This window comes from Trabulsiella odontotermitis, assembly GCF_001297775.1.
GTDB lineage: Bacteria > Pseudomonadota > Gammaproteobacteria > Enterobacterales > Enterobacteriaceae > Trabulsiella > Trabulsiella odontotermitis.
The window spans coordinates 16016-28196 of record NZ_LIFX01000009.1 but is presented as its reverse complement, the minus strand read 5'-3'; the positions used below and the strand labels follow the sequence as shown (position 1 = coordinate 28196).

Below are 12181 nucleotides of genomic sequence, written 5' to 3'. Positions count from 1 at the left end.
TGAATAATCAGGAAGTAGTAATGAACAAGACCATTTTGCTGTTGGCAGCGGGAATGCTGCTGGCAGGTTGTGTTAACACCAGCAAAGTTACCGTCAATGCATCACAGTTAGAGCATCATCGTTTCGTGCTGGAAAGCGTGAACGGTAAAAATATCCCGGCAGGGAAAACGCCGCCGGAACTGAGTTTCGGTGAGAAAATGCACCTCTCCGGCAGCATGTGCAACCGCTTTACCGGTCAGGGGAAACTTTCCGAGGGCGAGCTGAAAGCGAAAGATCTGGTGATGACGCGCATGATGTGCGCCGATGCGCAACGTAATGAACTGGATAACATTCTGAGCGCCATGCTCAGCACAGGGGCACAAGTCGACCTGACCGGTGACCAGTTAACGCTGGCAACGGCTGAACAATCGCTGGTGTACAGACTGTCTGATCTGGTGAATTAGTAGTTGCCGCACGTCCCGGTGGCAAGAGCCTGCTCTCCGCATCTTTTGCCATTGGGTAATGCGCACATGCCAATCGCGGAACCGTCCAGTTGACGGGCGACGGACAACGAGCCACCTACCATTGCGCAATTTGCCTGCCCGGTGTCAGACATCGCAGCTCGCATCCCTGGCGCGACATGCGCGGCGGTTGCCTGCTGTACGGGTTCGTTGCTACAGGCCGACAGCAACAGCGCGGCACATCCCACTAAAAAAGCTGCTCGCATCTTTTTATCTCCCCTCAGTATCAGCAAAATCCTATGCATCATAGGCAGCGCAACGCCTGACGTCGAGAGCCAATATGCGATTTTATGCGCTACAGAAACATTTTTTAGCGATTTTTTTCCCGTTCCTTTGATCTCACCCGCGATACCCTGCAGCGTTGCTAATAATTAATGGCATCACGGAGCAGGCGATCCTTCAGTAAAAGACTATGGTTATTTTTTTGGACTATGCGAATATTAATAATTCGCACAATATATTACCGACAGAACGCTATATCCTTTAAAAACAATACGTTAAAATATAAACAAAAAAGAGACATCTGTTGATTGATATTTGTCATAGTAAACTCTGATGCCGCGTTGACATAAATCCATTGAGCAACTATCTAATTGTATAGAGATAAAAAGCACTACCAGGAATAAATACATTCAGGAGGAAATCATTATGACTGATATGACTGCAGGTCAAACCGTAGAAGTCGTTAAAACATCCATTGAAACAGCAGACAAAGCATTAGATCTCTATAACAAATATTTAGATCAGGTTATACCATGGAATACGTTTGAAGATACGGTAAAGGAGCTCAGCCGTTTTAAGGATCAATATTCACAGGCCGCCTCCACGCTGGTAGGCGACATTAAAACCCTGCTGATGGATAGCCAGGACAAGTACTTTGAAGCGACGCAGACGGTGTATGAATGGTGTGGTGTCGCTTCACAATTGCTTGCTGCTTATATTTCATTATTTGATGAATATAATGAAAAAAAAGCCAGCGCACAAAAAGATATTTTAATTAAAATATTAGATGACGGCATCAAAAAACTCAGTGACGCTCAAAAATCGCTCCTGGTAAGCTCCCAGAGCTTCAACGCTGCATCAGGAAAACTGCTGGCGTTGGATAGCCAGTTAACCAATGATTTCTCTGAAAAAAGTAGCTATTTCAATTCTCAGGTCGATAAAATTCGCAGGGAAGCCTACGGCGGTGCAGCGGCTGGCGTTGTCGCAGGGCCATTTGGATTAATCGTTTCCTATTCCATTGCCGCCGGTGTCGTGGAAGGGAAATTAATACCAGAGTTAAAGAAAAAGCTAAAATCCGTTCAGGATTTCTTTGTGAACTTATCTGAAACGGTCAAACAGGCGAATACCGATATCGATTCTGCTAAACAGAAATTGATTACTGAGATAAAAACCATTGGTGAGTTGAAAACTGAAACGGAAACAACACGGTTCTACGTCGATTATGATGACTTAATGCTTTCCTTATTAAAAGACGCTGCACGAAAAATGATTTCAACCTGCAACGAATACCAGACGCGGCACGGCAAGAAATCAGTTAACCCGGGGCCAGCATCCTGATAATTTTTTATTTGTCATCAGGCGTTCTGGTATATAGCACTAAACAGACAACCCGCTGATATGGCGGGTTGTCTTTTTTTGTTCGCACCAGGGCACATGCCGTTGGATTGATGGACATTAATTGCGACGCGAATGGAGCAGTCTTCTGCCAGAATGATGTATGGCACACAAGGAAAGTGGATACTTGCCGTGTTTACGCCAGGGAGCACCCGGTGGGTTATGGCAATACAGTAAATATTTTATTATTCAACATTTTAGATAGTACTGGAAACCATATGATCACAATTGACGGTAATGGCGCGGTCGCTTCGGTGGCGTTTCGTACCAGTGAGGTTATCGCCATCTACCCGATTACGCCCAGCTCAACGATGGCGGAACAGGCAGATGCCTGGGCAGGTAACGGGCTAAAAAATGTGTGGGGCGATACGCCTCGCGTGGTCGAGATGCAGTCAGAGGCCGGCGCCATCGCGGCGGTTCACGGCGCGTTGCAGACCGGGGCGTTGTCCACTTCCTTTACATCTTCCCAGGGCCTGCTGTTGATGATCCCGACGCTGTACAAACTGGCGGGGCAGTTAACGCCATTTGTGCTGCACGTCGCGGCCCGTACGGTAGCGACCCATGCGCTGTCGATTTTTGGCGATCATTCCGACGTAATGGCCGTGCGCCAGACCGGTTGCGCGATGTTGTGTGCAGGCAGCGTGCAGGAAGCGCAGGATTTTGCGCTGATCTCGCAGATGGCGACGCTCAACAGCCGCGTGCCATTCATTCATTTCTTTGATGGTTTCCGCACTTCCCACGAAATCAATAAAATCGTGCCGCTGGCCGATGACACCCTGCTCAGCCTGATGCCACAGAAAGCCATTGATGCGCATCGCGCCCGCGCGCTGAATCCGGAGCACCCGGTGATCCGCGGCACCTCTGCGAACCCGGACACGTATTTTCAGTCCCGCGAGGCCACCAACCCGTGGTACAACGCAGTTTACGATCACGTCACCCAGGCGATGGACGATTTCGCAGCCGCCACCGGTCGCCAGTACAAACCGTTTGAATATTACGGCCATCCGCAGGCGGAACGGGTGATCATCGTGATGGGGTCGGCCATTGGCACCTGTGAAGAGGTGGTGGACGAGTTGCTGACCCGCGGCGAAAGCGTCGGCGTGCTGAAAGTTCGCCTCTATCGCCCCTTCTCTGCTGAACATCTGCTGGAGGCGTTGCCGGAATCGGCCCGTGCAGTGGCGGTGCTTGATCGCACCAAAGAGCCGGGTGCGCACGCGGAACCGCTCTACCTTGATGTGATGACCGCACTGGCGGAAGCCTTTAACCGCGGCGAGCGTGAAACCCTGCCGAGAGTAATTGGTGGTCGTTATGGGTTGTCATCAAAAGAGTTTGGCCCGGAGTGCGTGCTGGCGGTGTATCAGGAACTGAGCCAGGCAAAACCGAAGCCGCGTTTTACCGTCGGGATTTACGACGACGTCACGAATCTCTCCCTGCCGCTGCCGGAAAATACCCTCCCGGCAACCGCGAAGCTTGAAGCGCTGTTTTATGGTCTCGGCAGCGACGGCAGCGTGTCGGCCACCAAAAACAACATCAAAATCATTGGTAACTCGACGCCGTGGTACGCGCAGGGCTATTTCGTTTATGACTCTAAAAAGGCCGGTGGTCTGACGGTTTCTCATTTGCGCGTCAGCGAACAGCCGATTCGTTCGGCATATCTGGTTTCACACGCCGATTTCGTCGGCTGCCACCAGTTGCAGTTTATCGATAAATACCAGATGGCCGAGCGACTGAAGCCCGGCGGGATCTTCCTGCTCAATACGCCCTATAACGCTGACGAAGTGTGGGCGCGACTGCCGCAGGATGTTCAGGCGGTGCTGAATCAGAAAAAAGCCCGCTTTTATGTGGTTAACGCGGCGAAAATCGCCCGTGAATGCGGCCTTGCCGCGCGTATTAACACCGTCATGCAGATGGCATTTTTCCACCTGACGCAGATCCTGCCAGGCGACAGCGCACTGATGGAACTGCAGGGCGCGATTGCGAAAAGCTACAGCAGCAAAGGCCAGGATCTCGTTGAGCGCAACTGGCAGGCGCTGGCGCTGGCTCGCGAATCCCTCGCCGAAGTGCCGCTGCAACCGGTGAACGCGTCCAGCCCGTATCGTCCGCCAGTGGTTTCCGACGCGGCGCCCGATTTCGTCAAAACCGTGACCGCCGCGATGCTGGCCGGGCTCGGTGATGCGCTGCCGGTCTCCGCACTACCGCCGGATGGCACCTGGCCGATGGGCACCACCCGCTGGGAAAAACGCAACATCGCCGAAGAGATCCCCATCTGGAAAGAAGAGCTGTGTACCCAGTGTAACCACTGCGTTGCTGCCTGCCCGCACTCGGCGATTCGTGCCAAAGTCGTGCCTCCTGAAGCGATGGAAAACGCGCCCGCCAGCCTGCATTCGCTGGACGTCAAATCCCGCGATATGCGCGGACAGAAATACGTTCTGCAGGTCGCGCCTGAGGACTGCACCGGCTGTAATCTGTGCGTTGAAGTCTGCCCGGCGAAAGACCGACAGAACCCCGACATCAAGGCCATCAATATGATGTCGCGGCTCGAGCATGTCGAAGAAGAGAAAGTGAATTATGACTTCTTCCTCGACCTGCCGGAAATCGATCGCAGTACGCTTGAGCGCATTGATATTCGCACCTCGCAGCTCATCACCCCGCTGTTTGAATACTCCGGCGCCTGCTCCGGCTGCGGCGAAACACCGTACATCAAACTGCTGACGCAGTTGTATGGCGACCGGATGCTGATCGCCAACGCCACTGGCTGTTCGTCGATTTACGGCGGTAATCTCCCTTCGACGCCGTATACCACCGACGCCAACGGGCGCGGTCCGGCGTGGGCCAACTCGCTGTTTGAAGACAACGCCGAATTTGGCCTCGGTTTCCGTCTGACCGTGGATCAACATCGCCAGCGCGTGATGCGTCTGCTGGAGACTTTTGCGGATTACCTCCCTGCAGAACTGAACGACGCCCTGCATGCGGAAGCCACGCCGGAGGTACGTCGTGAACAGGTCGCCGCGCTGCGCCAGCATCTGGCAGGTATTGAAGGCGCACAGGAGTTGCTCACCGATGCCGACGCGCTGGTGGAGAAATCCATCTGGCTGATTGGTGGCGATGGCTGGGCATATGACATCGGCTTTGGCGGGCTGGATCACGTGTTAAGCCTGACCGAGAACGTCAATATTCTGGTGCTGGATACCCAGTGTTACTCCAATACCGGCGGCCAGGCCTCAAAAGCCACGCCGCTCGGCGCGGTCACTAAATTTGGCGAACACGGCAAGCGCAAAGCGCGCAAAGATCTGGGCGTCAGCATGATGATGTACGGTCATGTGTATGTCGCGCAAATCTCGCTTGGCGCCCAGCTTAACCAGACAGTAAAAGCGATTCAGGAAGCGGAAGCGTATCCGGGGCCGTCGCTGATCATCGCTTACAGCCCGTGTGAAGAGCACGGTTATGATCTGGCGTTGAGCCATGATCAAATGCGCCAGTTGACTGCCACCGGCTTCTGGCCGCTGTACCGCTTTGATCCGCGCCGTGCCGATGAAGGCAAGCTGCCACTGGCGCTGGATTCCCGTCCACCGTCAGACGCACTGGCCGAAACGTTGTTGAATGAGCAGCGCTTCCGTCGCCTCAACGCGCAGCAGCCCGAGGTCGCTGAGCAATTGTGGAAAGAGGCCGCCGCTGATTTACAGAAGCGTTATGACTTTCTGGCACAACTGGCAGGTAAAGCAGAAAAAGCATCGTCTGAGTAATTAAAGCCTGACGAGCAAAATAGCCCGAATTTTACGTCGGGCTATTTTTTTACCTGCGGGCTTTATTTCAATGTCTTCTGTTTCGCTATGATTTAATTTGCCGCTTGTGCCAGTAATCTCCCTGCCCGGCAATGGCGCCTGCGGCCCAGCACGCTTTCAGTTGCTCTTCATTATTGATGCCACACACAATAGCGCCACGACAGGCCTGTGACGCGTGGGAAATGATATGACGAAGACTTTGGGTATTCAGGTGGTTATAGAAAAAAGAAGGTGCGATTTTTATATATTCAAATGGCATTCGGGTGAGCAATGTCAAATTGGTTGAGCCCTCACCGAAATCATCAATCCACAGCGGGCAAAGCGCTGACAACCTTCGGAGTCTGTTCATGGGCGAATTTGGCATAAATTCAGAAAATCCGTTGCCAATGCCCAGTCGCAAAAAATCATGTTGTAATAAAAACTTCATCGTGGCGGGGTTATCGAGAATATAATCCGCCCCCTCGTCATCGATGTTAACGGTAACGAGTGAAGTATCCGTGATGTCTGTTGGCAGAGAGGAAACAAAGGTTAACGCTCTTTCCAGAGAGGCCGTCTCCCGCACCGGGACGAAGTTAAGCACATTCTCATCTGACTTATTACCGGAGAATACCTTAACATGACCAGATTGCTTTTTGAGTTCCCAGGAATGTATTTTCCCGGAACGCTTTATGACGGGCTCTAACATAAATTCAGAACATAGGTTCGATAACAATCCTTGCTCCCGCACATCCTGTATTTTGTTTTAAAATATTGTCAGAGAATTACACAGGTAAATAATAGAATAAAATCGTTTAAAATGATCGGTGCAAGAGCATTTGATAGCTACAGACTATCACTAACGCGTTAATGATCGCTGAATCAGATTGATAAAAAGGAATTCTCCTATTGTTGGAAAAAGAATAGCGGCTAATTTGCCTTAAGTTTATTCCGGGGTGGGGTAAACGGGAAAAAAGGGCTTTTTGATATCATCTTATTTTAGATAAATCTGTAAATTTCGCTTTCGCCAGCCAATGGCGTCTGCAAAAACACGCTGGCATTCGGCGCGAGAATCCGTACCATACACGCCACACCCTGGCATGCCTGATGCGACCCTCTCCTTTATGGTTTGCCACTGTCATGCTCCCGGCGACACCAGAGATACGATATAATGTCAGAAAATCAATCAGTTAATAAAAAAGAACAGTACAATCTGAATAAATTGCAGAAGCGCCTGCGCCGGAATGTCGGCGAAGCCATCGCCGATTTTAATATGATTGAAGAAGGCGACCGCATCATGGTTTGCCTCTCTGGCGGCAAAGACAGCTACACGATGCTGGAGATCCTGCGCAACCTGCAGCAGAGTGCACCGGTGAATTTCAGCCTGGTGGCGGTGAACCTCGATCAAAAACAGCCGGGCTTCCCGGAGCATGTGTTGCCGGAATACCTGCAACAGCTGGGTGTTGAGTACAAAATCGTGGAAGAAAACACCTACGGCATCGTGAAAGAGAAGATCCCGGAAGGAAAAACCACCTGCTCACTTTGCTCTCGCCTGCGCCGTGGGATCCTCTATCGCACCGCCACCGAACTCGGTGCCACGAAAATCGCGCTGGGGCATCACCGTGACGATATCCTGCAGACGCTGTTCCTCAATATGTTCTACGGCGGGAAAATGAAAGGCATGCCGCCGAAGCTGATGAGCGACGACGGCAAACACATCGTGATCCGTCCGCTGGCGTACTGCCGTGAAAAAGATATTGTGCGTTTTGCCGAAGCAAAAGCGTTCCCGATTATTCCATGTAACCTGTGCGGTTCGCAGCCGAATTTGCAGCGTCAGGTGATTGCCGACATGCTGCGCGACTGGGACAAACGCTACCCGGGGCGTATCGAAACCATGTTCAGCGCGATGCAGAACGTGGTGCCGTCACATCTGTGTGATGAATCGCTGTTTGACTTTAAAGGTCTCGCACACGGCGCTGACGTCGTTGCCGGTGGCGATCTGGCGTTTGATCGTGAAGAGATCCCCCTGCAGCCTGCCGGATGGCAGCCGGAAGATGACGAGACTGATTTTCAGGCGACGCGCCTTGATGTGGTCGAAATCAAATAAAACAATGCCCTCCAGCCGGAGGGCTTTTTACTGGTGTTAGTCGATATTCCTGATTTGCCATTCACCGGCAAGTACGCGGTCGAGCAGGAAAAACGGTAGCCTGTCCTTCCACTGATGATGGTCGACCGGGCTGGCGTACTCGCACAACCGGTTACCGTGCTCATCCAGCACTTCCCAGCGTTGCATTTCGCCATCGTCTTTCTGACTCTCTTTTCCCGCCAGTTGAAAACTGGTGTTGCTGCCGATATGGAATTTGTCCGTCTGCCAGCGGATGGGCGGATGCGCAGGAAACGGCTGCGCGTCAAGGAAACCAAACAGCTCGTCGTGGTTGAGCAGGCTCTGTTTAATGGTCGGCCACAGATGCTGGCGCAGGAAGTATTGATCGACAAAACGGCGGTGCCCTTCGCGATCGCTCAGATACTCCCGCGTCTGATCGATAATCGACGGCAGATTTTCATTACGGCAGCCACCCCACATGCCTGCCAGCAACAGCTCGGTATGGGTGAAGTAATCACGCATATGGTGATACCAGCGGTCGCTCTGCAACCAGGCGTTGACCGCGGCCTGTTCGCGCTCGGACAACAACGAATCAGCATCACGAATTAGATAACGTTTAACGGCGGGATCATCAAGTACCAGAAAGCGCCACATTAACGGCGGAATGGTCTGATGCTGCTCCCCTTCCACTTTAATCACGTCAGCGCCTTCCGCCAGCAAACGCTGCTGCACCGCCTGCGGCACGCTGTCATCAAGATAAAAGCGGCAGCGCCATTCCGGGAACAGATCCTTGCTGACCTTCGCATTCATCACAGCGCTTTCACAGTAACGCGGCAGTGCGCCGAAAAGCGTAAACGCGATAACGTTTTCCTGCGGATTACGCGGGTTAAAGGCGGGCGGCTGTACCGCCGGTAACGGATAAGCCTGGCCGCTGCCGAACTTTTTATCCCCCAGTTCGAGGGAAAGAAGCCCGTAACGGCGCAGTTCATCAGGGCGATTCAGCCAGCCACAGACTTCCGCCAGACCGTCGATCGTCGTATCCGGCAGTTGTTCCACCGGCAGGCTTTGCAGCAGCTTTTTATAGGTTTTATAGGACTTCTCATACTCCCCTGTGCGCATCTGACAGAGCGCATAGCTGGAAAGCACGCCGGGATTGCGCGGCACCAGCCGCAGCGTCGCTTCGGCGACGGCTTTACCGGCTGCAAAATCATTTTGCGCGATCGCATCCCGATATTGTTGGGCCAACTGATTGAGCCGCTGCTCCTGCTGCTGCGGTGTGGTCTTCTTAAAAGGATGCATAATTCCCTGCCTCACACGGATTCCTGTTAACGCGCCGGATGCGCCTGTGAAGTATATCGCCCTGTTTAGCTTAAGGGTTATCTCATCCCGCGGTTTTCAGAGAAAATCTGCGAGCCAGCTCAAGCGATGCGTCATGCCCTCCCGACGGAGGGCATTTTTTAACGATGCGGCGGCGGATCGATAATCGGATGCGGATCGGGATCAGGCAGCGGATCCGGGATGGGGTCTGGTCTCGGGAACGGATCGGGAACCGGCACCGGGTCGGTGGGTACGGGGTCACTCATGTGGAATCGATACGGATTCATTATTGCCTCCATTTCTTGTCGCCCTCTGTTAAGGGTAGAAGAGTGTGAGTAAGAGGCAAAAAAAAGCCGACTTATCTAAGTCGGCGTCGTACGAATCAATTGTGCTATGCAGTAATTCAAAAAAGGAAGTAAGACAATATGGAGCGCAACGCCCATCGCTTGACGTTGCATTCACCTGCAAGAGAAAGTTTGCCCTGAACAGAAACTGCGTTTATTGACTTCGCTCAATCTTTACGGCGTTTTTATGTTCAATAAATGTTAAAAAAGTTATTTTTTACAACCATTTACTGCGATGCAACCACCAGGTAACACCACCAATCAACACAACCAACATGATGCAAAACAGCGCAAAACCGAAGTGCCAGCCGCCGCCCGGAATGCCGCCGAGGTTAACGCCAAACAGCCCGGTCAGAAACGTACTCGGCAAAAATACCATCGCCATCAATGACATGGTGTAAGAGCGACGCGACAGTGATTCCGACATCACCTGTGAGATCTCATCCGCCATCACCCCCGTGCGGGCGATGCAGGCGTCGATTTCGTCCAGCCCGCGGCCTAAACGGTCGGCGATGTCCTGCATCCGGCGGCGTTGATCGTCGTTCATCCACGGCAGACGTTCGCTGGCGAGACGAGCATAGATATCCCGCTGCGGCGCCATGTAGCGGCGCATCACAATCAGCTGTTTACGCAGCAACGCCAGCACACCGCGCGCAGGGATCTGTTGATCAAGCAAATCATCTTCCAGATCAATAATGCGGTCGTGTAAATCTTCAATGAATTCGCTGGCGTGATCGGTTAGCGCATCGCAAATATCCACCAGCCAGTCGCCGCAACCTGTCGGGCCGGTCCCCTCCTGCAAATCATTAACAATGTCATCCAGCGCCAGCACTTTGCGCTGCCGGGTGGAGACAATTAACCGCTCGTCGATATAGAGCCGCATGGCGACCAGCTGATCCGGGCGCTCTTCGGTGCTGCCATTGATGCAGCGCAGGGTAATCAGCGTCCCTTCGCCCAGACGGTTTACACGTGGCCGCGTACTTTCGCCCGCCAGCGCATCGCGAATATTGTTTGGCAACAGCGGCGTGGTGGCGAGCCATTGCGCACTTTCCGGGTTGGTATAGTTAAGGTGCAGCCAGCAGGGATGCTGGCTGTCGATGATATCCGTATCGGTAAGCGGTTTTACGCCACCCTGCCCGTCCAGTATCCAGGCAAATACCGCATCCGGCACGTTAACTTCCGAGCCTTTAATGGCTTCCATACCGCCTCCGATCACAACAGGTTGATCCCACTAGTCTAGCGTCATGGCAAAGTTATTCAATAAAGCGCGTCGCCATGGCTATGAATTCTTTAATGAATAGCGCGTTTATAGACACCAGGGATAGACAACGTTCGCGATATCAGTAAAGTTAACAAATAGCGGTAGAATTGAAGCGATTTTGTTATCCGGAGAGGACAGTGACCACCAATGCCCCCTGCCAGGCCTTTGACCTGCTACTCGTTGAAATGCGTGGGCTGGCGTTAAAAACCAGTAGCGTGTGGTTTCTGTGGGTGAATATTCTTTTCGCGCTTTTTATCCTGGGACGCACCTATTTTTCTACCGACAGCCTTCCCGTGGCGAGTCACCTTCCGTCGGCAGTGATGGAGACTGTGATGGCGATGGTGCTTTTTATCTCCTCGTCGGGATTGTTTATCCAGCGGCTGGCGCCAATTCAAAACGCGCCCTGGCTGGGAAAGCTGGCGCAGGCGGCGGTGCTTACCCAGAGTCTGTGCTGGTCGGCCTGTTTTTATATCCTGATTGCCAGTGACGATTTAAAAATCGTGTTCCCGTTTGCCGCCGTACTGCTGTTCAGCGCCCTGATTTCGCTCTACTTTAATCCTCACGTCCTGCTCAGTTTTATCGCCCCGATCTGGCTGACTATCTTTATTACCTCGATGGTCTACAACGCCAATATCACGGTGCTGTACTCGCTGCTGTGGGTACTGCTGGCGGGGCTGATTGAGTCCGGGCGGCGGATGCTGAATAACTGGTTCATTCTGGCGCTGCAAACCCAGCAGAAAAATGCCGATCTCATCAGTCAACTGGAGTTGCTGGCCAATCGCGATCCGCTGACTGGCATCGCCAACCGGCGGGCTTTTGAATTGCGCCTCGAAGAAGAAGTGGTTCGCCACCAGCGCGAAGGCGGCGATTTTTCGCTGATCATGCTCGACGTTGATCACTTCAAATTTTATAACGACAACTTTGGTCACCAGACCGGGGATCGCTGCCTGGCGACGCTGGCGCAGTGTCTGGCGCGCGCATCGTTGCATGCGACGGGCATTCCGGGGCGAATTGGCGGCGAAGAGTTCGTGGTACTGCTGCCAAAGAGTAATGAAGCGCAGGCCATCGACGTGGCGAAGGCCATTGCTGAAGACCTTCGCCAGTTGAACATTGAGCATCCGGGTTCGCCAGTGGTTCCCCGCGTTACCGTCAGTCAGGGCATCGCCAGCTGGCGGCACGGCATGGCGTCCCGCACACTGATTGCCCATGCCGATGCCGCGCTTTATCAGGCCAAACAACAGGGGCGAAACTGTTTCGTCACCTGGAACCGCCATGAATAA

General features: G+C 52.9%; 10 protein-coding genes. 5 read left to right on the top strand and 5 right to left on the bottom strand.

Features of this window, described 5'->3' with window-relative positions:
* The first annotated feature begins 20 nt into the window (after positions 1 to 20).
* The gene (gene hslJ, locus AOY23_RS12980; protein ID WP_054180031.1) at positions 21 to 443 is read left to right on the top strand and encodes a heat shock protein HslJ; all 423 of its coding nucleotides are present in this window, start codon (positions 21 to 23) and stop codon (positions 441 to 443) included.
* On the opposite strand, the gene AOY23_RS12975 is transcribed toward hslJ, so the two are convergent.
* On the bottom strand, positions 440 to 706 hold the full coding sequence (locus AOY23_RS12975) for a putative hemolysin (protein ID WP_054180187.1): 267 nt from the start codon (positions 704 to 706) through the stop codon (positions 440 to 442). The genes hslJ and AOY23_RS12975 overlap by 4 nt on opposite strands.
* 442 nt (positions 707 to 1148) lie before the next feature.
* Here AOY23_RS12975 and hlyE point away from each other — a divergent pair, with 442 nt between their 5' ends.
* Positions 1149 to 2060, top strand: a complete 912-nt coding sequence (gene hlyE / locus AOY23_RS12970) for a hemolysin HlyE (RefSeq protein WP_054180030.1) — start codon at positions 1149 to 1151, stop codon at positions 2058 to 2060.
* Between the two features lie 275 nt (positions 2061 to 2335).
* Positions 2336 to 5860 carry a pyruvate:ferredoxin (flavodoxin) oxidoreductase gene (nifJ, locus tag AOY23_RS12965; protein ID WP_054180029.1) on the top strand — a complete coding sequence of 1175 codons (3525 nt, stop codon included), beginning with the start codon at positions 2336 to 2338 and terminating at the stop codon, positions 5858 to 5860.
* 85 nt (positions 5861 to 5945) lie between these two features.
* Here nifJ and AOY23_RS12960 read toward each other — a convergent pair whose 3' ends face one another.
* Complete coding sequence (locus tag AOY23_RS12960; protein WP_054180028.1) at positions 5946 to 6584, bottom strand: EAL domain-containing protein; 639 nt, start codon at positions 6582 to 6584, stop codon at positions 5946 to 5948.
* A gap of 462 nt (positions 6585 to 7046) precedes the next feature.
* Between AOY23_RS12960 and ttcA the strand changes: the two genes are divergently transcribed.
* Positions 7047 to 7982, top strand: coding sequence for a tRNA 2-thiocytidine(32) synthetase TtcA (ttcA, locus tag AOY23_RS12955; RefSeq protein ID WP_054180027.1), 936 nt, complete (start codon positions 7047 to 7049; stop codon positions 7980 to 7982).
* 36 nt (positions 7983 to 8018) lie between these two features.
* Here ttcA and AOY23_RS12950 read toward each other — a convergent pair whose 3' ends face one another.
* The 3 genes from AOY23_RS12950 to zntB form a co-directional block, all read right to left on the bottom strand.
* Positions 8019 to 9278 (bottom strand): hypothetical protein, encoded by a 1260-nt coding sequence (locus tag AOY23_RS12950; protein WP_054180026.1) that lies wholly within the window; start codon positions 9276 to 9278, stop codon positions 8019 to 8021.
* A 158-nt stretch (positions 9279 to 9436) separates the two neighbouring features.
* On the bottom strand, positions 9437 to 9583 hold the full coding sequence (gene ynaL, locus AOY23_RS22885) for a proline-rich small protein YnaL (RefSeq protein WP_200906049.1): 147 nt from the start codon (positions 9581 to 9583) through the stop codon (positions 9437 to 9439).
* Between the two features lie 274 nt (positions 9584 to 9857).
* A complete protein-coding gene (gene zntB, locus AOY23_RS12945; protein WP_054180025.1) occupies positions 9858 to 10841 on the bottom strand; it encodes a zinc transporter ZntB in 984 nt (327 codons plus the stop codon).
* A 197-nt stretch (positions 10842 to 11038) separates the two neighbouring features.
* On the opposite strand from zntB, the gene AOY23_RS12940 reads away from it, so the two are divergent.
* Positions 11039 to 12181: a GGDEF domain-containing protein gene (locus AOY23_RS12940; RefSeq protein WP_054180024.1), complete on the top strand. Its 1143-nt coding sequence runs from the start codon at positions 11039 to 11041 to the stop codon at positions 12179 to 12181.

Coding starts and splice junctions, on each gene's coding strand:
- hslJ (WP_054180031.1), top strand. CDS start 21: ATGAACAAGACCATTTTGCTGTTGGCAGCGGGAATGCTGCTGGCAGGT.
- AOY23_RS12975 (WP_054180187.1), bottom strand. CDS start 706: ATGCGAGCAGCTTTTTTAGTGGGATGTGCCGCGCTGTTGCTGTCGGCC.
- hlyE (WP_054180030.1), top strand. CDS start 1,149: ATGACTGATATGACTGCAGGTCAAACCGTAGAAGTCGTTAAAACATCC.
- nifJ (WP_054180029.1), top strand. CDS start 2,336: ATGATCACAATTGACGGTAATGGCGCGGTCGCTTCGGTGGCGTTTCGT.
- AOY23_RS12960 (WP_054180028.1), bottom strand. CDS start 6,584: ATGTTAGAGCCCGTCATAAAGCGTTCCGGGAAAATACATTCCTGGGAA.
- ttcA (WP_054180027.1), top strand. CDS start 7,047: ATGTCAGAAAATCAATCAGTTAATAAAAAAGAACAGTACAATCTGAAT.
- AOY23_RS12950 (WP_054180026.1), bottom strand. CDS start 9,278: ATGCATCCTTTTAAGAAGACCACACCGCAGCAGCAGGAGCAGCGGCTC.
- ynaL (WP_200906049.1), bottom strand. CDS start 9,583: ATGAATCCGTATCGATTCCACATGAGTGACCCCGTACCCACCGACCCG.
- zntB (WP_054180025.1), bottom strand. CDS start 10,841: ATGGAAGCCATTAAAGGCTCGGAAGTTAACGTGCCGGATGCGGTATTT.